Consider the following 22,720-nt stretch of genomic DNA (forward strand, 5'->3'; position numbering starts at 1 on the left):
TCAATCAAATTCATCTTCAATATCACCCACAATGGTTTCCACTAGATTCTCTAATGTGATCATTCCAATTATTTTTCCAGCCTCTGATTTTACCATTGATATATGAAATCGATTTTCATTCATACTTTTCAACAAGTTGATGATAGGGGTATTTTCATTAATAAAAATCACCGGCCTGATAAACTCTGTCAAGCGGTTTTCGGAGCTCTCTTTTTCATTTAAAGCAATTTCCTTAAAATTTATATACCCATATACTCCTTCAATAGAATCTGTCCTACTGATTGGGTAGCGCGTATGCTTATGTTTTAAAGCCACATTAAAATATCGGTCAAAACTAACATTTTCCTCAAAAAAAATGATTTGATCTACAGGAAGCATGATTTCTCTAACAAACCGTTTTTTTAAGGTAGAGGTATTGATGATGATACTTTCCTGATCGGTGTCAATTATTTTTTCCATTTTAGCCATTCTGGCAATGGTCCGAATGTCATCAAGGCTGTATGGATTACTCTTCTTTCTTTTGCCTACTAATAATCTGGTGAAGGCCTGAGTGATGACAATGAAGGGATGAAGAATTTTTATAATGAGTTGCAGAGGCCATGCCATCTTCCGTGAAATAGCGTTTGATTTATTAACACCTATTACCTTTGGAATAATTTCAGTTCCAAAAAGAATCACGATGGTAAAAATTACTGAAAAGATCCAAATGTATTTTTCTCCATAAATCGCGTCAAATGCACTTCCCGCTATGGTGGCACCTCCCGTGTGGGCAATCGTATTTAAGATTAGTATGGCGGAAATAGGCCTGTCAATATTGGATTTGAGCTTATGCATGATCTTGGCATAGCTAAGTCCTTTTTCTTTATCAGTTTCAATTTTGACTTTGTCGACACTCAATAAAACTGCCTCAGCCATTGAACATAAAAAAGACACGAATACTGCTACAAATGTGCTTAATACGAATATAAGCATGATGATTTAGTTTATTCTTGAAGCGAAGTTCCAGTCTAGTTCTTTGTGAATACCCTAACCCTTTTGATTCGCTTTTGGTCTACTGCTACTACAGTAAAAGTGAAGTTTTTGAATTTAATTTTCTCGCCAGTTCGCGGCAACTTGCTATTTAATTCTAATAGCAACCCGCCTAATGACTCACTTTCTCCTTTGACTTCCTCAAAAACGCTGGCTTCCTCATTAATTATCTTACAAAAATCGTTAAGAGAAGTTCTGCCTTCAAAAATATAGGTGTATTCATCAAGTTTATTATAGGCCACATCGATGTCTTCATCAAATTCATCATTGATTTCTCCAACAATTTCTTCAATTACGTCTTCTAATGTAATGAGTCCAGAAGTACCCCCATATTCATCTACCACTATTGCCATGTGAACCCTTTTTTCTTGAAAATCTTTTAAAAGACTATCGACCTTTTTTGATTCTGGCACAAAATAACCCGTTCTAAGTAAAGTTTGCCATTCGAAGTTGTCTTCTTTATCAATATATGGCAATAAGTCCTTAACATACAAAATACCCTCTATTTTGTCAATGGTGTCTCGGTAAACAGGTATTCTACTAAACCCATTTTTATTGATTTGATCCATCAACATGTGATAATCATCTTCGATATCAAAAGCGGTGATATCCAAACGAGATTTCATTACCTGCCGGACGGAAAGTGTTCCGAAGTTCACTATACCTTTTAAGATGCCTTTTTCTTCTTCCGTGGTGTCTTTGTCCGCAGTGATTTCTAATGCCTGGTGCAATTCATCAATAGAAACGCTGAATCCCTTTTGTTCTACTCTTTTTTCAATGATATTACTCAAACTCATTAGTGGAATAGACAATGGGCTAAAGATTTTTGCAGAAAAGTTCAGAGGCAATGACATTCTCGAAGCAAAACTTAAATTGTTTTGGTTGGCGTATACTTTGGGAACAATCTCTCCATAGAAAACAATCAGGAAGGTGACGACTGCGGTTAAGGTTACAACCAACAATCCTTCAGTTTCTTTTGTGCCTACAATTTCCCAAGTCACATAAGTGGAAAGAGTAACAATACCAACGTTAATAAAATTATTTAGAATTAAGATAGTCGCCAGTAATTTTTTGGGATTCTTTAGCAATTCCAAAATGGTTTGTTCTTTTGGTTGGTTACTGGTTTTGCATTTTGCCAAATCATCATGCGATAAGGAGAAAAAAGCTACTTCAGAGCCAGAAACAAGTGCTGACATAAAAAGTAAAAACATCATCAATATAGCATTGATGATGTAAAACCAGTGATTGCCTGTTTCGGCTATGCTTGCTAATAAAAATATACTAGGGGAAGGGTCTTCCAATTTTTATGATTATTTAAATTAAAATGGTAAATCGTCCATTTCGCTATTTGTATCTGGGGTTTGGCTCTGCGCTGGCGCTGGTTGATTATTTGATTGATAATCAGTTGAACCTCCAGAACCTTGGCTTTCACCGCCTTTAGAATCCAACATTGTCATTTGATCACCCACTACTTCAGTTGTATATCGGGTAACCCCTTCTTTTTCCCAAGATCGAGTTCGAAGTTTTCCTTCAATGTAAACCATTTTTCCTTTTTGCAGGTACTTTTCTGCTATTTCTGCTAAACCTCTCCAAAGAACGATATTGTGCCACTCAGTTTGCTCAACTTTGTTTCCGTTTTTGTCTTTGTACGTTTCAGATGTTGCAATTGGGAAATTAGCAACGGCAGCACCGCTTTCTAAATGTCTAACATCTGGGTCTTTTCCTAATCTTCCTACAAGAATTACTTTGTTTACTCCTGACATAGTTTAAAAAGTTTTAGTTCAAAATTACTGTTAATAGTTGAGGTTTACCGATAATGTGTGGAAAATAATTTCCAGTACCTGTAAACTTCAAAGATAAATTTACCTAAATATTTTTGCTTGTCAAATAATTCGTGATCAATCTGGGTTTTGGTAATTCCTCAACTTGTTGTCTTGTGTAGTACTCCAAGCCTGTCTCTTTCAATACATTGTGGTTTGGATTTTTTAACTGAATAAATACTGCTTGCAGTCGTTGGTGAGAAAGAATATGAGTGACCGGCTCTGAAATATCAGTCACTTCGGCATGAACGAATTTTTCTGTTACTTTTTCTAATACTTCTTCAGGTGTAAGTGCATTTTCACTTTCAAATAGGTCAAAATCAAATAAACCTTGCCAAATATCATTTGCCCCTCTTTTCTTCATGGCTAGTTTTTCTCCGTTTTGCCAAATCAAATAGTACAGAAATCTATTTTTGACCTTAATTTTCTTCTTCTTAACTGGTAGATCAGCTTGTTTTCCATGAATTCTTGCCAGGCATTCCTGATTAAGCGGACAAATCTCACAACGAGGCGTTTTAGGTTTGCACACCAATGCGCCCAATTCCATTAATGCTTGATTAAAAGAAGCGGGGTTTTCCGTAGGGATTAGAGAATTGGCAATATCAAAAAATTTGGAAAATGTGCTGGCTTGGGCTATATCATCTGAAACATCAAAGAAACGGGCGAGTACCCTAAACACATTGCCATCTACAACTGGAACTACTTGATCAAAGGCAAATGAAGCGATGGCTGCTCCTGTGTATTTTCCTACACCTTTTAATGTAAGTAATTCTTTGTAGGAGTTAGGAAATTCTCCACCATAATCTCTCACCACTGATTTAGCACATTCGTGAAGATTTCTTGCTCTGGAATAATATCCAAGCCCTTGCCATAATCTCATTACTTCATCGTCAGTCGCATTTGCTAGATCATATACTGTGGGGTAATGACTAATAAAATTATCATAATAGGGTAAGCCCTGATTCACCCGGGTCTGTTGAAGTATTATTTCTGAGAGCCAAATTTTGTAAGGGTCAGAGGTGTCCCGCCAAGGCAGGTCTCTCTTGTTGATTTTATACCAGTCTATAATAAGATTTGAGAAGCGTTGAGACATAATGGATGCAAATATGAGTATTCTTAAATAAAAAGATGAAAGATTATCATGATGATATTAAATTGAACGCATCAGTCCATGGGGGTGTATTGAAAAGTAACTGTCTGATTTTCAATCCTAAATGGCGATTTTTATGAGTGATTTAATTTTTATGACTTATATATTTTGTATTTTGCATAAATTGTTGAAAATTAAAAAGTTAAACATCAAATCTCGAAATAGATCTTACATATCTTTAAAAGATTTTACTTTTAAATTCAAAAATGTAGGGTTACCTTTGCAGACCCAAAATGGAAAGGGAAAATTTTTTAATAATTTTAAAATATAAAGACGCGTGACTAAAGCAGACGTTATATCAGAAATTTCTGAAAAAACAGGTATAGACAAGGCAGATGTAACTGCAACAGTAGAAGCATTTTTCTCTGTAGTGAAGGATTCAATGGCTGATGGTGAAAACATTTATGTCAGAGGCTTTGGAAGTTTTGTTAATAAGAAAAGAGCTAAAAAAATTGCTCGAAACATTTCAAAAAATACAGCTATTGTGATTGATGAGCATTATGTACCTAGTTTTAAACCATCTAAAGTTTTTGTAGAAAAAATCAAAAGCTCAAACAAAATCACCGAAGAAGTTTAAATTCAAATATGCTAAAATCCCGAATCATATTATTTGTTGTGGCCATTGCTTTGGTCGCTGTATTTTTCAGCCTTCCCAAGGTGGTGGTTGACAATGAAAATGATAGTATTGATGGGAGATCGGAGCCTATAGAAACTAATTCATCAACAAATGGCAATTCAACTGAATCGTCCACTGCAACTATGTCGGGTTCTCATGGAGGGAATATCCCAGCGGATGTAAAAAGAGACATAGAGCGACTAAGAAATAGTTTTATGGTTGCTGAAAGTCAGGAAAATAGTGTTATATTTGCAGATTCTTTAGCTAGTATGTTCAAAGAGCTTAATAGGCTTGATAGCGCAGCTAAATATGTAGAATTATCTACAGAGGATAATGAAATAATAGGAAATGCCTATTATGAAGCTTTCAGCTTTGCAGCTGATGTTGATAAAGCAAAAGGATTAGCAGTGAAAACTAGAGAGTATTTACAGAAAGTTCTGGATAATAATCCCTCTAATAACAGTGCTAAAATTAAATTGGCGATGACTTATGTGTCTTCTGAAAATCCTATGAAAGGAATCTCCATGCTATTAGAAGTGGTGGAAGAAGATCCATACAATGAAGAGGCATTGTTTAATTTAGGTATCCTTTCAATTCAATCAGGTCAGTTTAATAAGGCGATTGAACGGTTTGAAAAGTTATTAAAAAACCATCCTGAAAATATTCAAGCTGAGTTCTATTTAGCATTGAGCTTTATGAATAACGGTCAGAAGGCAAAAGCCAGAACGCTATTTTCAGAAATTAAAAATAAAAGTAATGACGAGCAGTTGTTAGCAGCTGTGGATAGTTACTTAAATGAATTAAAATAAAATTGTTTAACAAAAAATTTAAAAGTTATGCCTTGCGGTAAAAAAAGAAAAAGACATAAGATTTCAACTCATAAGAGAAAGAAAAGACTAAGAAAAAACAGACACAAGACTAAGAAGTAATTAATTACTTCTTAGTTGTCTTTTATATAAGACATTTTTTTAGTTTTCACTTAAACTTATTGAGCTTTGAGCAATGAATTAATTATTAATTCAACTCAAAATGGCAGTCGTATTGCCCTTCTAAATGATAGGAATCTCATAGAGATTCATTATGACAATAAAGAAGAGCAGTTTAGTGTTGGTGATATTTATTTGGGAAACGTCCGGAAAGTTATGCAAGGCTTAAATGCCGCATTTGTGGATGTAGGTTATGAAAAAGATGCTTTTTTGCATTACCATGACCTTGGACCTAAAGTGAATTCACTTTTAAAGTATACTAAATTTGCCACTACTCGTAATAACACCTCATATAAATTAAGTAAGTTCAAATTAGAGCCAGAGATTGATAAATTAGGAAAGATCTCACAAGTGCTCTCTAAGAACAAGCAGGTGTTGGTTCAGGTTATAAAAGAACCTATTTCTACGAAAGGGCCAAGACTATCATGCGAGTTGTCACTAGCAGGAAGGTATTTGGTACTAGTACCATTTGCCAATGGAATAAGCATATCCAAAAAGATATCAACTAGTGAGGAACGGAAGAGACTTACAAGGTTGATATCATCAATTAAACCAGAGAATTTTGGTGTAATCATCCGAACTGTTGCCGAAGGTAAAGAGGTAGCAGAATTAGATACTGATCTAAGGAATTTATTAGATACTTGGGAAAACGGAGTTAAGAAGCTCAAAGATGCCAAGCCGAAGGATAAAATCATAGGTGAGGTAGGTAGAGCATCTTCTATTTTGAGGGATATGATGAATGAAACTTTCGACAACATTCATGTTGATGATGAAGAAACTTTCAAGGAAATTCAGACCTATATCCAGAAGATAGACCCCAGTAAGGAAAAAATTCTAAAGCTTTATTCTGGAAAAAATAAGATTTTCGAGCATTTTGGTATCGAAAGGCAATTAAAATCACTATTTGGGCAGTCTGTTAATATTAAAGGTGGTGGTTATTTAATAATTGAGCACACTGAGGCTTTACATGTAGTAGATGTCAATAGTGGTAATAAATCCAATAATGAGGAAAGCCAAGAAGACACTGCCCTAAATACTAATTTAGAGGCAGCTAAGGAGGTAGCTCGGCAGTTACGTTTAAGAGATATGGGCGGGATAATAGTTGTTGATTTTATCGACATGAAAAATCCTGATAACAAGAAACTTCTTTTCAAAAGGATGAAGGAGTTTATGGAAACCGATCGTTCTAAACATACTGTATTGCCTTTGTCAAAATTTGGTTTGATGCAGATTACTCGTCAACGGGTAAGGCCGGAATTGAATATTGTTACGAAGGAAACTTGTCCTACATGCAATGGAACAGGTAAAATTACAGCTTCAATATTGGTAACAGATAAAATTGAGCAGGATTTGGATTATTTGCTTACTAAGCAAAATGAAAAGTCTTTAAGTCTAGCAGTTCATCCGTTCCTATACTCATATTATACAAAAGGTTTAATATCTCTACGTGTAAAATGGTTTTTTAAATATGGTAAATGGATTAAACTTGTTCAAGATAGTTCGCTAGCCTTAACGGAATATCATTTTATGAATGTCAATCAGGAGCTGATAGAAATGTCATAAAAACATTAATTTGTATTATATCTATAGCCCATATCTTTTTAGGAAGTATGGGCTATTTTTGCTTAGCTGTATATAGAAGCAAAAAAGCCATTAGTCTAAGACATTTTTCGGCTTCATGAAATTTATCTAAATTTATGGTGATTTGTATTTTTATAACATATATCATACTGACTTAAGGAAACTCAGCATTAGTGTTAGGTTTATGAAATGGATGCTGTTAGTTATTTTTTTTCTGCTAGCCTCCCTATCTGCCTTTTCAAATCAAAGTTCAGACTCCAGTTCTGCATTGGCGGTCAAAAAATCAGCTACCCAGCTTACAGATTCTATACTATTTCATAATTTTGACGGGTCAAATTACAGAGCCAGTTCTTTTAACAATATGGCTGTTACTGATGAAGATGGTATTGTTTATTTCGGCAATGAGAATGGCCTGCTTGAATTTGATGGAACGCATTGGCAACTTTATAAAACTCCAAATTTTACTCCTGTTACCTATCTTAAAATCATAGAAGATAAAATTTATACATTTGGAAATGAAGATCTGGGCTATTTCCAACGTAGTAGTTCAGGCAATCTGATTTACCATTCTTTAAACGATAAGCGGCCTGATGATAAAGAGATTCCCTTCGTTTGGAATATACTGCAGAAAAACGGATCTACTTATTTCAGTCTTGATAGTTCTTTATTAAAATGGGATGGTGAGATTTTGTCAAGAATAAATTTAGGAGCCAGTATAACATCATATAAAGTAAAAGATGATATACTAATTTCAATATATGGTAAAGATCAGGGTGGTTTAGCGCTTCTTGAAGATGATACCATTGCTTATGTAAATCAGGAGTTTAGATTTGAAGATGATTATGTGTGGGAAGTCCTGGAGCAGGAAGAAGACAATTGGTTATTTTTTACATCTGAAAATGGTGTTTACAAATACAATGCTGAAACATATGAGACTACCCCATTTGAAAGTGAAATTTCAAACTTCTACAAAGCAGATAGTACCTTTTTATATTGGGCAGATAAAATATCCGATTCCTTATATATTACTTCAAGTTGGGAAAATGGAATGCAGCTTTTTGACTCTGGCGGACGGATATTGAAGAAGTTAACAACCAGGAACGGGCTATTTTCCAATTTCATATCCCATCCAGAAATCGATAGAAGGCATAATTTGTGGGTAACGAGTGGTCTTGGTATACAATATCTGGAATTCTACAAACCCAAGGAAGAACTAGATTTCCAGCCTTTGGCGAAGATTAGATATATTAGAGTTGGGGATAGCACGCTCTATGTTCGCGATAGTAGTCACCGCATGGAATTCAACTTGGCTGATTTTAAATCGGTTGATTTTTATTTTTCCGCACCAGGGTTTTTTGAAAAGGACCTGCAGTTTTCATACTATTTGGAAGGCTTTGACGAAGAATGGTCAGAATGGACTACGAATTCCAGGAAAGAGTACACTAATTTACCGGGGGGAGAATATACAATTCATTTAAAAGCAAAGCACTCAACACTAGACCATCTTCAATTTGCTCCATTTCATTTTGATTTAATAATTCCTAAACCTTGGTATAGATACACTATCTCTTATGTCGTCTTTATACTTATTATTGGGCTCCTAATAGTTGGTTTTATTCGTTTTAGGACTCACAGACTGAGCGTACTGAATAAAAAATTGGAGGAGACTGTTAAAGAAAGGACTGCCGAATTGAGATCCCAAAAAGAAAGATTAAAAGAAGCCAATGAAGAATTAAAAACTATTAATAATGAACTTGATAATTTTGTTTATCGTTCTTCTCATGATTTAGTAGCCCCTCTCAAATCTCTACGTGGATTAATTTCAGTTGCTGGGATGTCAAATAATCCTGATCAAATTAAGGATTATTTCCAATTGATGAATATTAGCATCAATAAACTAGAAGAATTTATTAGGAGTATAATGGATTTTTCTACTAACACTAAAAAACCATTGGAGATAAGAGAAATCCGGATGGATGTAGTTATAGACAGCATAGTAGAGGATTTGAAATTTTACGAAAATGCCGAAAAGGTGGAGCTAATCAGGGCCTACGATTCAGAGTTCAAAATAAAAACTGACGCTAAAAGACTTAATATAGTATTAAGTAATCTGGTGACTAATGCTTTAAAATATCATGACTTTAAGAAAGATGAACCACCTTATATTAAGGTCTCCGCAAAGGTCGAAAATAATTCTTATTTGATCGAAGTTGAAGACAATGGTTCTGGAATCCCTGAAGAATATCAAGGGAAAATATTCAATATGTTTTTTAGAGCACATCAAGGAATTGAAGGGTCAGGACTAGGTTTGTATATTGTTAGGGATACATTAAACGTTTTAAAAGGCACGGTTGATTTTACATCTAAAGTTCGAAAAGGAACTACCTTTAAAGTGGTACTTCCTGTGATCACTTGAATTTAGTTTTCTTCATCCAGCTCTAGCAGATTTTTCAAGTTGAATATCACGTTATCTAATTCCATCGCACTTGTTTTCAAATGGTTCAAAACTATCGGATCAATTTTCCCATCTTTTGTGAGTTCAATTACATTTATAAGGCCTAAAACGTTAGCAACAGGAGCACGCAATTTATGTGAATTATAATAGGTGAATTCAGCAATTTGTCTATTTCTTTCGTTCAATTTTTGGGTTCTTTCCATCACTCTCTGTTCTAAATTATTGTTGAGGTTATGAAGTTCTTTATTTAATCTGGCTAGCTCTAGAGATTTAGAGGAAATCTTCTTTTGCTTTTGTTCGATCTCCTCTTTCTGTTGTTTTAATTTAAAATGTGCACTTTTGAGTTGAGTACTCTTATTTCGCAAATAAATGATCAACACGATGGAGATGATAAGAGCTGCAATTAGTAAAATTAGAAATTGTGTCCTATTCTCAATTTTATTAGCAAGTTGCGATTTTTCTAATGCTATTTTATAGCTTTCTTTTTCCTTTTGTGCTAAACCATACTGAATACTGAGTTTATTGATTTCTGCTCTTGATTCAGAGCTGAAAATAGAATCTTGAATTTTCAAGTATTTATTAAAATAGTAAACCAAAGAATCTTTACTCCCTTGGATTGTGAAAAGATCGATTTTAGCTTGAAAAGCTTTTAGTAAAAGGTCTAAAGAATTGATTTTTAAGGCAAGTGTTTCAGCATCTTTCAAATACTGCTTAGCCATTGAGTAATTCCCTTGTTTAATATCTACTTGAGCAAGTTCAATCTTACTTTCAACAAAACCTCTAGCATAGTTTATTTCGGACCAATAAATTAAACTTTGATGCAGGAAAAATTTGGCTGAATCATTTCGCCCTATTTTCCGATAAGTAATTCCTTTATATAGGGTTGTAAATCCTTTCGATTGTTCACTGACACTATCTTTTTGCAATATTTGATCTAGATAGTAATTGGCACTATCATAGTTTTCCTGTAACATAAAAAGCTGCCCTAAATTCACTAATATTAATTCAGGAGAAAATTCTTCAACTTCATCTAATTTGGCTAATGCTGACTTAATAAATCTGGCAGATTGGACATAGTCTTTTTGCTTTTTGTATGTCTCTCCAATATTATTGAGTGTTTTTACAACTTCTATTTTATTATCAAACTCTTCAAATAGTTTTAAAGACTCAAAGTAAGCAGTCAATGCCGCATCATAAATTCCTTGCAGCCAGTAGTAGGTGCCCTTTTTACTAAGAATATAAGCTTTGCCATTTTTATTTTCTTCGGAATCTAATTTGTTTTCTAACAAAGTAACATAGTACAATGCATCTGTGGGAGAACGCGAATACAATTTGGAAGTCAGGTCTAAGTATTCCAATACACTTTCCTCGCTGTTGAATTCAGTTGCTAAAAGCTGATCATCTAGTAATGATTGAATGGAGTCAGACTGAATAGCAAAGGCCGAGTAAAAGAATGTACACAACGTAAGGGGCAATATGATTTTAAACCATTGGCTGTTCATATAATTTTATAACCAATAATTTAGTCAAAAAAAGTCTAACGTTTGGAATGTTGAGTAAATCTAATTTTTCAAAACCAAAGATTTTAAGGTATCTATCCATTCTTTGTTATCATTTAGACTCTCAACCAAATCCCATCTTTCACCTCCAGCTTCCTCGAATTCTTCCTTGAATTCTTCGCCAACCTCTATGGTGGTCTCCAGGCAGTCTGAAACAAAGGCTGGAGAAAAAGCCAAGATTGATTTTTTGCCTTCTTTGGCTAAGTCTTTTAACACATCATCCGTGTAAGGCCTAATCCACGGATCATTTCCTAACCTACTCTGGAAGGTGACGGTGAATTTTTCTTCTGGTAAATTTAATTCACCTGCAATAAGTCTTGCGGTTTGGAAACACTGCGCTCTATAGCAAAATCTATTTTTGTCATGATATGCATTGCAGCAACTCCCTAATTTACAGTAATTGTCAACCGAACCTTTTCTAATTTGGCGTTCAGGTAAGCCATGAAAACTGAAAATCACATGATCATAATCATGCTGTTCCATATGTTTTTTACCTAAAGCTGCAAATGTTTTATAAAAACCTGGCTCTTCTACAAAAGTGCTAATAAAGTTAATTTGTGGAATAATTTGCCAATCTTGAACAATTTCCATGACCTTATCGTGAACTGATCCACTAGTTGCCGAAGCATATTGTGGAAACATTGGTACCACAATTATTTTGGCTACTTTATGATTTCTTAGTTCTTCCAAAGCACTTTTTATGCTAGGGGATTGATAGCGCATTCCCAAAGCAACAACATAGTCATCATCCAATTCGCTTTGAAGTAAATCACGAACATCTTCCCCATAAAATTTCAGTGGAGAACCGCGTTCCACCCAAAGTTTGCGGTATTCTTTGGCTGATTTTGGCGCTCTAAATGGCGAAATGATCAAGTTTACTAACATCCAACGCAATAGAAAAGGAATATCTATCACTCTTTTATCCATTAGAAATTCCCTTAAATATTTTCTTACATCTCCTGTCTTTGTAGAATCGGGTGTTCCCAGATTTACTAATAAAACGCCTGTCTTTCCTTGATTTACTTTTTTCATATTGGGTTGAATAACCTAAAGTGTCCTTTGTATGTTTCTTAAATACGCGAAAATTTATTAAAGTGGTATTTCCTGTTCTAATGTGCGTGAGAGTTGTACTTAGGAAAGGCCTAGATTTCTCTTTTGTTTTTCGAGAGAGGCTTTTAATTCGTCCTCATTTTTTTGAAGCTTATTAATTAAAGATTTCTTCAACTGTTTTTGATACTTTTTCAAGTCATCTAATCCCCCTTCTCCAGTACCTTGGATCTTTCCTTCTATATTTTCCAGTTGATCATTTAACGTTACTTTTTCCTTTTGTAAAGCCGCAAGATTCTGATAAATTTCGCTTATATCAAATGCAAATTTGATAATTTTTGTGATCTCATCATTTTGGTTCCTTAAAACTGTGTAAGTCCCTTTGACATGAATTTTTCTACCATTTTTCGTGTACCGATCGAAAATACCACTTTGAATTTCTCCAGTTCTTAGATTGTCCCAGAAGCTATGATATTCTTCAGAATTGGCATACTCATTACTTACAAATATTCGATGGTGTCTGCCCTTTATTTCATCAATAGAATTATATCCAAACAATTTAATAAAAGTTTCATCAGCTGTAATTATTTCACCAGATGGTGTAAACTCAACGTAGGCCAGTCCACTTTTTTCCATTGCCGTTAGTCGCTCATTATTTTCTTTTTGTGAGCGTTCCATCTCTTCCTGAGTTGCTTGCAACTCTTCCATGTTTTGGCGCATTTCCTCTTCTTGAGCCCGCATTTCTTCAGTCATTTGCTGCGAGTCTTCTAGCAGCCTATTTGTCCTCTCATTAATTTTTACTGATTGAACTGACGAGGCAATATTTTCTCCTACGTCCTCTATAAATTTCCTTTCATTTTCAGTGAACTCTGTAAAAGTACCAATTTCAATTACTCCATAAACTATATTGTTGGCTATTAAGGGGACTATGAAAATACTATTTGGTGTCGCTTTTCCCAAACCAGAAGTGATGGTGATATAGTTTTTAGGCAGTTCTTTCATGTAAATAGATTGTTTCTCTAAATACACTTGCCCAACTAGACCTTGTCCTGGCTGGATTGTCTTTTCTATAAATTTCTTCCTATCATAGGCATAGGTGGCTGTTAAATGTAAAGACTCTTCTCCATTTTCGTCTTCATCCACAATGAAAATGCTACCCTGATTGGCATTTAAGTACTTGACCATAAATGTGATGACATGGTTGCTTAATTCGGCAATATTATTGTTAAATTTTCTTAAAATGTCACCGAATTCTGCAGAGCCTTTATTGGTCCAATTTCTGATTCTAGCTTCCTCAGATACATTTTTTAGACTATCCCGCATTTCTGCCAAGGAAGTACCTATATCTCCCTGATTATTAAATACAGAAATATCACTATCAAAACTTCCTTTTCCGACTTCTAAAGCAAAATCCTTTACATTTGCCAAGTTGCTTGATAAGGTGTGAATTTCTTCCAATATGATGTCCAGTTCATCATTTGTATGGGCTTTGGTTTCAGGAATATTCCCTTCGCTAAGAATTTTAACCTCGTCTTGCAGGGTGTCAATACTGCTTTTTATTTGCTTCCGGGCAAAGCGATAAAGAATGAAGCATAATATTATAGCAACAATTACAATGGTGGTTTCAACTATTACAAATCTGTCACGAGCTGCAAAAATTTGTTCTCCAATTTCTAAAGATTGTTTTTCTAGGTTAGAACACAAAACACCTGCTCTCTCATCAAATTCATCGCTCAAAGCTTTTAGATTTTCTTCATATAAAAGCCCATTTGGATTACTATTTGAACTCTGATTATTCAACTCATCATCAATCCAATTTTGTAAATCATTAGTACCGTAAATCGTATCACCTTCCATATTTGGATAATTGAATAACGATAGACTAACATCCCCTCCTCCAAACTGAGCATTATTCAATACTTCTTGTTGATTTTTCTTAATTCTTTCAGCCAGCCTACTCAGCTTTTCGTAAATAATGATGTTTTCAGGATTGTTCCAATGTGTTTTTAGCGAATCAATACTGTCTTTAGCTGATTGAATTTCCTTGTTCCAAATATCAGTGATTTCCTTTTTCAGTTGTTCATTACCCGAAAGCAAATAATTTTGTACAGTAATATTGGAATGTCGAACTCCACTTTTCATTGCATCTACATACATCCGGGAGGGCTGTTTATTTTCCAAAACATCATTGCCCATTTTCATGATATTGGCGATTTGTGAAAGCGTTATAAAAACCACAATAACGATCAACATCGCCATACTGCCATAGCCAATAATCATTCGACTTTTTATGGAATTGAAATTTATTTTTTTCATAGTGCTTTCCCTACCGTTTTCCAAAGTTCAATTTATCTCATATCAACCTAATTAAAAAGCTTCAAACATAAATTTTGATCAATCGGTTATAATGACTCATGAAAATTCTTGCGAAATGTATAAAAAGCACCGAAAATCACTAATTTGGTTTAGAAGAAATCTCAGACTGGAAGATAATCAAGCACTTTGGGAAGGAATTCAAAATTCTGGGTCTTATTTATTGCTGTATATTTTTGATGAAAAGGATTGGGAAGATAATCCATTGGGAATGAGGCGATCTTCGGATTTGAAATTAAATTTTATTTGGCAATCAGTCTTAGATTTAAAGCAAAACATTGAGAGAAAAGGAGGGCAGTTAGTAATTCGAAAAGGTAATGCTATTAAAATTATTGAAGAGTTTTTATCCGAAAGTAAATTTGATGCACTTTATGCTCCTAAGGAAGCTGGAACAGAGGAAGCGCAAGTAGAAAAATCTATTGAGGAGTTGTGCATCAGAAGCAAGTTAGAAGTTAATTTTTACGCTCAAACAACGCTTTTTCATGAAGACGATATCCCTTGGCCTATCAATAAATTACCAAATATTTTCACGCAATTCAGAAAGGAAAATGAAAAGCAAACGGAAGTTCGAGAGTTGTTTGCTACGCCTGATGATTTGTCAGCCTCAGTCAAGTTGATAGACGATTTTCAATACGCTAACTTAGGAATTATTGAGACTGAAATAGACGAAAAATCTGTATTAAACTTTGAGGGTGGAGAAAGTAAAGCTTGGGAAAGACTGAACTATTATTTTTGGGAATCGAGCTTATTGAAAGAGTATAAAAACACCAGGAATGGTTTATTAGGACCTGACTATTCTTCTAAATTTTCTCCTTGGCTTGCACAGGGCTGTATTTCTCCAAAATCTATTTATTACCAAGTCAAGAAATATGAAAAAGAACGAAAAAAAAATCAATCAACCTATTGGCTGATTTTTGAACTCATTTGGAGAGATTATTTTCATTTCGTCTTAAAGAAATATGGAACCAAGCTCTTTCAGAAGGAAGGCATTAAAGGAGAGGGAGTGAATTGGAAATGGGATTTACAAGTATTTGAGAAATGGAAAAATGGAGAAACAGGAGTCCCATTCATTGATGCTAATATGAATGAGCTAAATGCATCTGGATTTATGAGTAACAGAGGCAGGCAAAATGTAGCTAGTTTCTTAGTGAAAGATTTAGGATTGGATTGGCGAATGGGGGCTTGGTATTTCGAGCATCAGTTAATTGATCATGATGTGGCCAGCAATTGGGGGAACTGGGCCTATGTAGCGGGTGTAGGAAATGACCCTCGGGATAACCGTTATTTCAATATCTTAAGCCAGGCAAAAAAATATGATAGTAAAGGAGAATATGTGCGTTATTGGATTCCAGAATTGCAGGAAATTGAGGGTTTTAATATTCATAAGATTTCATTAATGAAAGCTTCTGAATTGAAGAATATTGATAATTTTATTCCGGAAGTGTACTTGAAACCAACAGTTGATATGGGAAAGTGGGAGTATTAAATTGATTGATTAATTACAAATTGCCTATCCAGAATTTCAAAATAAGTTCTGTAGTCATTTACTAAAGCTTTTTAAGTAAATTTAGATTTCATTTGTCAATAGCCACATCTTACTGCACCATCTTTAGCTTTATGCTCAAATCTTCTTATTTTTGTTTTTTAGCTTTCAATTATAAATGAGAATAAGATGAGACAAAAAATAGTAGCAGGAAACTGGAAAATGAATAAAACTTTAGCAGAAGCACAAGCATTGACTTCTGAAATTGCAAATATGGTGGAAGATGAAGCTCCTGCCAATGTTAAAGTAGTAATTGCTGCTCCTTTTCCTTTTATATATGCAATTGAAAATCTAATCCCTGAGATGGGCAAAATTGTTTTGGCAGGACAAAATTGTCATCATGAAGATGCTGGTGCTTTTACAGGTGAAGTTTCTGCCCCTATGCTGAAATCTTTAGGTGCTCAATATGTGATTTTAGGGCATAGTGAAAGGAGACAGCACTTTTCCGAAACTGATGCTGAACTAGCAAAAAAGACAGATAATGCGCTTAAAAATGATCTGAAAGTAATTTTTTGTTGCGGTGAGCCATTGGATATCAGAGAAGCTAATACTCAAAATGAATATGTAACCAAGCAATTGACCAATAGCTTATTTCATTTATCCGCGGACGAATTCAAAAATATTGTGATTGCTTATGAACCCATATGGGCAATTGGAACAGGTAAAACGGCAAGTTCAGATCAAGCTCAGGATATGCACAAAACGATCCGCCAGCATATTGCATCCAAATTTGGTGAAGAGGTAGCAAATGAAACATCAATTTTATATGGTGGGAGCTGCAAACCTGATAATGCGAAGGAATTGTTTTCTCAGCCTGATGTAGATGGAGGTTTAATTGGAGGGGCTTCTTTAAAATCAAGAGACTTTACAGATATTATCAAATCATTTTAATGAGCTATATTTCTTTAGAGGTAAGCTGCACCGAAGATTTTATAGAGATTTTCATGGCGGAGTTGGCACAAATAGGATTCTCTACCTTTCAGGAAAAGGAGGATGGATCTGGTCTTTTTGCCTATTCAGAGGAGAATCAAATAATAGAAGCTTCTCAAATAGAGGAGCTTTTTAAGCAGTATTTCGAACTGACTACAGTTACTTATCAATTGGGAACAATAGAAAAGGAAAACTGGAATGCAGATTGGGAGAAGAATTATCAGCCCATTGAAGTGGAGAATAAAATTCTTGTTCGTGCTGATTTTCATTCGCCTAATCCAAAATTTCCTGTTGAGATTATCGTAACTCCCAAAATGTCATTTGGAACTGGGCATCATGAGACTACTTATCAGATGCTAAAATTGATGCAAGACAAGGAGTTGACTGGTAAAAGAGTTCTAGATGCTGGATGTGGAACAGGAATCTTGGCTATCTTAGCTTCAATTAAAGGGGCCTCAACAGTAGATGCTTATGACCTTGACGAATGGGCGGTTGAAAATACAAAAGAGAATTTTTCGTTAAATTCATGTGATAAATCTGTTTATAAAGTCTGGCAAGGAGAAGTGGAGAGTATCCCAGTTGAGGCTAAGTACGATTTAGTTTTAGCTAATATAAATAAAAATATTTTGCTTGCAGATATTCAACATTTACAACAACATCTTGAAAAAGGGGGGAGTTTGATGCTAAGCGGGTTTTATGAAAATGATATTGATGATATTTTGAATGAATGCCAAAAATTTTCGTTAGAGCTAACAAATCAATCGGTAAGGAACCAATGGACAGCACTTTTGCTTAGAAAGAATAAATGAGATTATACTTTACAACCATATTGCTATTCTTAGTTATTTTTGGCCTACAAGCTCAAAATGAAGAAAGCGATTTAGAATCATCTAAACCTGGTTTTCTAGGTGAGGTTCAGATGGATTTGGCACAAATTGGAACCGAAAAATCGGAAAGCGTATCACTTTTTTTTCAAAACTACTGGAATCAGGATAATTTATTCACTCAGCAGAACCGGCTATTAATTGAAGAAATCTACGGTAAGATGAAATCTGATAATCTTTCTATTCGTGATTTTAGACTTCCTTTCATCAGTACGCTCTCTGGTGCAGCTTCCAATTTGGAAGACCCAGCAAATGCCATTAATACATTCTTAGAAATCACAAAAAGAGCATATGAAGAATTGGAAGCCAATCAATTTAAAATACTTTTAAGAACTACAGAGCAAATTTTAGAGAAAAAGGCAATTTTTTATAGCAGATATTATCAAGTGGCATTTTCAGGTGGTAGTGTCAGTTTTGAATGGCCTTCTGAACCAGTGGTATCAGTAGAATATGAAACAGAGCCTCAAGAAGAAGTAGTAGAAAGTGAATGGGGATCTGAAGCAAATGATGGCTGGGAAGATAATGATGATGGCGGATGGGGTAGTGATGATAGTTGGGGAGACGATAGTTGGGGCAAGGAGGAAGCTGTCGCAGAAGAAACCAACCAAGTAGAGGAAAATAGTCCAGTTGACTTATCAGCTTTTAGCGAGCCAATGCCCATTTTGGAAGGGCCGATAGTGAAATTGAAAAACATAAATCTCAAATTTCTTAATACAACCGATTCTATTAAGGTGAATAGCGTTTCAGGTAAATTGGAATTGATCGGTAACACTTTTGTAGCTGAGAGTGGGGTATTGACCTGGGAACACCTAGGAAGAGAAAAGGATGAATTGAATGCAGAATTGTCGGAGTTTACTTTTGAAGTGAATAAAAAGGAATTTTCAGCAGAGCAAGTTACGTTGAATTATCCAGATATTATTAAGCAACCAGTCAAAGGATTTATCGATTTTAATGCTGAAAACAGAAGTGGCGAAAATGCCGCATTCCCGTTTTTCCAATCCTACAAATCAGGTTATGACTTGAATTTTGTGGATAAAGATGGCCTGTACTTGAAAGGTGGGGTAACCTTAAAAGGTACCACTTTAAGTACCTCGGCTATGGATAGAAGTATAAGTAGTTTAGAACTACAGGGTAAAGCAGTAAAAATGTTTAGGGCGGAATCAAGAGAGTTTATTTATCAAGACAGCACTTTCTCATCGGAAGTCAGTAGCGTATCAATCTACCAACGTACAGATTCAATTTATCATCCAGGTTTAAGTCTAGATTACAGGGTGAATGAAAATAACTTAAATCTTTTGAAAAATAAAGGGGATTTTAAGAACACCCCTTTTTATGCAAGTTACTTTAATATGGATTTTACGGCTGATAAACTAAGCTGGGATATGGACTCTTCTGTAGTGGATATATCAATATTGATAGCAGGAAATAGGGTGCCGGCTTTATTTGAATCAGCAGAATATTTTAACGAGTATCGATACAACAGTCTCTCAGGATTATATAGATTTCATGTTTTACAAGTGGCGGTAAACTATAGTAGAAATGCCAACATAAAAACCTTTTACACTAATGAAGTAGCTCAGAAAACAGGCATTGAAGAAAGCAAATTAAGATCTGGAATGAAATTGTTGATGCAAAATGGATTCATAAAATATGACATTGTAAGCGGAAGAATAGAAATGTTGGATAAGGCCTTTCATTACGTGGATTCGAAATGGGGAAGGAAAGATTATGATAATGTTCAAATATCATCGGTATCTTCTGGGAAACCTAACGGCAAATTGAATCTGAATCAAGGCACTTTAGATATTTTTGGGGTGGAAGAGTTTATAATTAATGATAAGCTTGGCATTAGCGTTGAGCCAGATAGCGGTAAAGTGGTTTTGAGAAAAAACAGAGATATTCAATTTGATGGAACCGTTTACGCAGGTAATTATCAATACAAAGGAGCCGAGTTTAGAATGGACTATGATAGCTTTTTAATCTCAATGCCTCAAATTGATAATATTAAATTCAATTTAGCAGCTGGTGCTGATAGTAAACAATCCAATAAAGAACAAATACAAAACCAACTGGTAGAAACTGCTGGAGTATTATATATTAATGAACCGAACAACAAATCTGCTCAAAAGGAATTTCCTAAATATCCAATTTTCAATGCCACTAAAGGGGCTACAGTATATTTTCTTGGGGAAGAAATTTTGAATGGGGTTTATGATCAAAGTCTGTATTTCGTGATCCCTCCGTTTGAAATTGATTCAGTGAGTAGCTCAGATCCCAACTCAATAGCTTTTGACGGAGTATTTCATTCAGGCGATATTTTTCCCGAATTTGAGGAAAAGCTAAGGGTGATGCCAGATAAATCGCTTGGGTTTAATCACCCTTTACCTGATGATGGAATTGATCTATTAGACGGAGAAGCAAGATTTTACGGTAACATTAAATTAGATAACAATGGCTTAAGGGGTGGAGATAAGATTGAGTATTTGAGCTCTACTATAAGATCTGAAAACTTCACTTTTTTTAAGGATTCAATTACCGCAATTGGGACTTATGCAACTATTGAGGCAGGTGATTGGGAAGGGGTGTCTTATCCTCAATTAGAAATTGCCGATTTTGATATGCGTTGGTTAACAGCCAAAGATAGTTTGTACATGTCCAATCGATCTGATGCATTTAAAATGTATGAGGAAACAGCCTCGCTGGAAGGGAAAGCTATTATTTCAAAAAAAGGACTTTTTGGGATGGGAGAAATGACCACACGGGGATCCAATACTTCATCAAACAAATTTAGTTTTGAAGAGCAAAGCTTTTCGGCCAGAAATGCAGAATTTAGAATTGAATCAACTGATACTATTCCTGCTTTATCTGCAGATGACGTTCGATTGGATTTTGATTTTATGGCCAATACTGCAACTGTTAACCCCGAGATTGAAGGAGATGCGGCCTTGAATTTCCCTTATGCGAGTTACAAAACTTCTATACCGTCCGCATTATGGAGATTAGATGAGAAGATTGTAGAAATGACGAAGCCGGAAAATATCAATATTAATAATTCTTATTTCTATTCTACTAATCCAGATCAAGATTCTCTTGTATTTAATGCAACAAAAGCGATTTATGATATCGAAAGTCAGGCACTTAATGTTTCTGGAATCCCATTTATTATTGTTGCAGATGCTCAAATCACCCCAAGTGGTGGGGAAGTAATTATTGGTGAGAATGGTAAAATCAATAAATTATTTAATGCAACCCTAAAATTAGATACATTAACTGGCTATCATAATCTGTATGACGCAGAAATTGACATTGTGTCACGAAAGAAATTTGAAGGGAATGCTACGTATCGATATGTAAATTCTGTAGGAGATACTTTTTCAATAAAAATGGGGGAATTTAGCTTACAACCTATACCCAATTCCCCTAAAGGAGAGACTCAATTGCGAACTGTTTCTTCTGGAAGTGTTAGAAAAGAGGATAGAATGTTAATAAGCCCAGGAATGTATTATAAAGGAGATGTCACTATGTATGCCGATAAGCCTGCACTTGAATTGCAAGGATACATTCAGCCCGATTTAAGAGATATCCCAAATTACGATACTTGGATTTCATATAGGAGTGATGGAAGTGCCAAGGAAGTAGTAATAGATTTTGATAATAGTACTACTGAAATGGGTGAGCCTCTTCAAGCCGGCATCCATTTCGATAACATTGATAATCAGCTATATGCCACTTTTATCAACGAAAAGAGGGATTTTACTGATGTTGATTTCTTCAAGCCAAGTGGTTTACTAACTTATAATGCATCTACAACCCAATTCATCATTGAAAGTAAAGCAAGAAAAGCCGGTACGTCCTACGCAGGTAAATATTTTGCCTATAACGAAAAAGAGCAGAAATTAGAGTTTGAAGGGCCATTTCAATTTATTGAAAGCAGGAAAGAAGCTGCATTTAAATCTGCGGGTTCTGGATCAGGCGACTTGTTAAGTCAAGAATTTATTTTCAATTTGATGATGACTATTGAATTTGATTTGCCAAATGCTTTTACCCCAATTGTTGGAACAGATATGGTTGAGGTAGTTCAAAGGCTAGGATTGCCAGAATCAACAAAAGATTTAGATCGCTTACTTCCCAAACTTGCTGAAATAGCTGGGAATTCTGCGGCTAAGCGTTATGAAGAGAATATTTTTAATGAATACATTCCCTTACATGCTTTATCTTCTGATCTAACCAAAACTATTGTTTTGAATAATATTGACATGAAATGGTCGGATGAAGAGCATTCTTGGCACAGTGTAGGGAAAATTGGTCTATCAAATACCGGGGCACAGGATGTTAATGCAAATATTGATGGATTTATAGAAATTCGGAAATTGGAAATGGGATCTGCCATTAAATTATTCCTGCAGGTTTCTCCTTCTTGTTGGTATTTCTTCCATTTTGAGCAAGATAGATTAATATTTTTCTCCTCTAACAGTGAAGCAAATGAGCTTATTGAAAAAAAATCTAAAGCAGATAAAGCCAAATTCGGTGAATTTGTATTTCTAACTGGCGATAAATTGGAAGTCACTAACTTCGTGGAGGATTATCGAAAGAGATATTTTGATATAGACGCACCATATTACCTTGAAATGGCTAGCGAAGCAACAGCTACTGCAGCGCCTGTAAATACTCCAGTTCCAACTCAAGATAATCCGGCTGCTGATGATGATGACGATGGTTTTTAATTTAATTCACACCAAACTTATAA

15 protein-coding genes are annotated in these 22,720 nt (G+C 34.9%); 8 read left to right on the forward strand and 7 right to left on the reverse strand.

The features are described from left to right. From Q3Y49_RS06665 to mutY, 4 genes are all read right to left on the reverse strand, one after another. The gene (locus Q3Y49_RS06665; RefSeq protein WP_303271511.1) at positions 1–972 is read right to left on the reverse strand and encodes a CNNM domain-containing protein; all 972 of its coding nucleotides are present in this window, start codon (positions 970–972) and stop codon (positions 1–3) included. Between the two features lie 35 nt (positions 973–1,007). After that, positions 1,008–2,330, reverse strand: a complete 1,323-nt coding sequence (gene gldE / locus Q3Y49_RS06670) for a gliding motility-associated protein GldE (protein WP_303271512.1) — start codon at positions 2,328–2,330, stop codon at positions 1,008–1,010. An 18-nt stretch (positions 2,331–2,348) separates the two neighbouring features. After that, positions 2,349–2,792 carry a single-stranded DNA-binding protein gene (locus tag Q3Y49_RS06675; protein ID WP_303271513.1) on the reverse strand — a complete coding sequence of 148 codons (444 nt, stop codon included), beginning with the start codon at positions 2,790–2,792 and terminating at the stop codon, positions 2,349–2,351. 103 nt (positions 2,793–2,895) lie between these two features. Further along, positions 2,896–3,942 (reverse strand): A/G-specific adenine glycosylase, encoded by a 1,047-nt coding sequence (mutY, locus tag Q3Y49_RS06680; RefSeq protein WP_303271514.1) that lies wholly within the window; start codon positions 3,940–3,942, stop codon positions 2,896–2,898. A 334-nt stretch (positions 3,943–4,276) separates the two neighbouring features. Between mutY and Q3Y49_RS06685 the strand changes: the two genes are divergently transcribed. From Q3Y49_RS06685 to Q3Y49_RS06700, 4 genes are all read left to right on the forward strand, one after another. Then, positions 4,277–4,576 carry an HU family DNA-binding protein gene (locus tag Q3Y49_RS06685; protein ID WP_013454713.1) on the forward strand — a complete coding sequence of 100 codons (300 nt, stop codon included), beginning with the start codon at positions 4,277–4,279 and terminating at the stop codon, positions 4,574–4,576. A gap of 8 nt (positions 4,577–4,584) precedes the next feature. Beyond that, complete coding sequence (locus Q3Y49_RS06690) at positions 4,585–5,424, forward strand: tetratricopeptide repeat protein (protein ID WP_303271516.1); 840 nt, start codon at positions 4,585–4,587, stop codon at positions 5,422–5,424. A gap of 186 nt (positions 5,425–5,610) precedes the next feature. Further along, on the forward strand, positions 5,611–7,164 hold the full coding sequence (locus Q3Y49_RS06695; protein ID WP_303271517.1) for an Rne/Rng family ribonuclease: 1,554 nt from the start codon (positions 5,611–5,613) through the stop codon (positions 7,162–7,164). 142 nt (positions 7,165–7,306) lie between these two features. After that, positions 7,307–9,598 carry a sensor histidine kinase gene (locus Q3Y49_RS06700; protein WP_303271518.1) on the forward strand — a complete coding sequence of 764 codons (2,292 nt, stop codon included), beginning with the start codon at positions 7,307–7,309 and terminating at the stop codon, positions 9,596–9,598. Between the two features lie 2 nt (positions 9,599–9,600). Here the strand turns inward: Q3Y49_RS06700 and Q3Y49_RS06705 are convergent, their stop codons facing one another. The 3 genes from Q3Y49_RS06705 to Q3Y49_RS06715 form a co-directional block, all read right to left on the reverse strand. Next, complete coding sequence (locus Q3Y49_RS06705; RefSeq protein WP_303271519.1) at positions 9,601–11,139, reverse strand: hypothetical protein; 1,539 nt, start codon at positions 11,137–11,139, stop codon at positions 9,601–9,603. Between the two features lie 60 nt (positions 11,140–11,199). Next, entirely contained in the window at positions 11,200–12,228 is a 1,029-nt protein-coding gene (gene hemH, locus Q3Y49_RS06710; protein WP_303271520.1) for a ferrochelatase, read from the reverse strand. Positions 12,229–12,327: 99 nt separating this feature from the next. Next, positions 12,328–14,559: a GAF domain-containing protein gene (locus Q3Y49_RS06715; RefSeq protein WP_303271521.1), complete on the reverse strand. Its 2,232-nt coding sequence runs from the start codon at positions 14,557–14,559 to the stop codon at positions 12,328–12,330. Positions 14,560–14,674: 115 nt separating this feature from the next. Between Q3Y49_RS06715 and Q3Y49_RS06720 the strand changes: the two genes are divergently transcribed. The 4 genes from Q3Y49_RS06720 to Q3Y49_RS06735 all read left to right on the forward strand — a co-directional run bounded on the left by Q3Y49_RS06720 (position 14,675) and on the right by Q3Y49_RS06735 (position 22,697). Next, positions 14,675–16,102, forward strand: coding sequence for a DASH family cryptochrome (locus tag Q3Y49_RS06720; protein WP_303271522.1), 1,428 nt, complete (start codon positions 14,675–14,677; stop codon positions 16,100–16,102). Positions 16,103–16,288: 186 nt separating this feature from the next. Then, entirely contained in the window at positions 16,289–17,050 is a 762-nt protein-coding gene (tpiA, locus tag Q3Y49_RS06725; protein WP_303271523.1) for a triose-phosphate isomerase, read from the forward strand. Continuing rightward, complete coding sequence (prmA, locus tag Q3Y49_RS06730) at positions 17,050–17,898, forward strand: 50S ribosomal protein L11 methyltransferase (protein ID WP_303271524.1); 849 nt, start codon at positions 17,050–17,052, stop codon at positions 17,896–17,898. Before tpiA ends, prmA begins: the two co-directional genes overlap by 1 nt. Beyond that, positions 17,895–22,697, forward strand: a complete 4,803-nt coding sequence (locus tag Q3Y49_RS06735; RefSeq protein WP_303271525.1) for a hypothetical protein — start codon at positions 17,895–17,897, stop codon at positions 22,695–22,697. Before prmA ends, Q3Y49_RS06735 begins: the two co-directional genes overlap by 4 nt. Positions 22,698–22,720 lie beyond the last annotated feature (23 nt).

The sequence above is a fragment of the Marivirga harenae genome, assembly GCF_030534335.1.
Classification (GTDB): domain Bacteria; phylum Bacteroidota; class Bacteroidia; order Cytophagales; family Cyclobacteriaceae; genus Marivirga; species Marivirga harenae.

Excerpts from the sequence above, each read along its gene's own strand:
- Q3Y49_RS06665 (WP_303271511.1), bottom strand. The coding sequence starts at position 972 with ATGCTTATATTCGTATTAAGCACATTTGTAGCAGTATTCGTGTCTTTT.
- Q3Y49_RS06675 (WP_303271513.1), bottom strand. The coding sequence starts at position 2,792 with ATGTCAGGAGTAAACAAAGTAATTCTTGTAGGAAGATTAGGAAAAGAC.
- mutY (WP_303271514.1), bottom strand. The coding sequence starts at position 3,942 with ATGTCTCAACGCTTCTCAAATCTTATTATAGACTGGTATAAAATCAAC.
- Q3Y49_RS06690 (WP_303271516.1), top strand. The coding sequence starts at position 4,585 with ATGCTAAAATCCCGAATCATATTATTTGTTGTGGCCATTGCTTTGGTC.
- Q3Y49_RS06705 (WP_303271519.1), bottom strand. The coding sequence starts at position 11,139 with ATGAACAGCCAATGGTTTAAAATCATATTGCCCCTTACGTTGTGTACA.
- hemH (WP_303271520.1), bottom strand. The coding sequence starts at position 12,228 with ATGAAAAAAGTAAATCAAGGAAAGACAGGCGTTTTATTAGTAAATCTG.
- Q3Y49_RS06715 (WP_303271521.1), bottom strand. The coding sequence starts at position 14,559 with ATGAAAAAAATAAATTTCAATTCCATAAAAAGTCGAATGATTATTGGC.
- Q3Y49_RS06720 (WP_303271522.1), top strand. The coding sequence starts at position 14,675 with ATGTATAAAAAGCACCGAAAATCACTAATTTGGTTTAGAAGAAATCTC.
- tpiA (WP_303271523.1), top strand. The coding sequence starts at position 16,289 with ATGAGACAAAAAATAGTAGCAGGAAACTGGAAAATGAATAAAACTTTA.
- prmA (WP_303271524.1), top strand. The coding sequence starts at position 17,050 with ATGAGCTATATTTCTTTAGAGGTAAGCTGCACCGAAGATTTTATAGAG.
- Q3Y49_RS06735 (WP_303271525.1), top strand. The coding sequence starts at position 17,895 with ATGAGATTATACTTTACAACCATATTGCTATTCTTAGTTATTTTTGGC.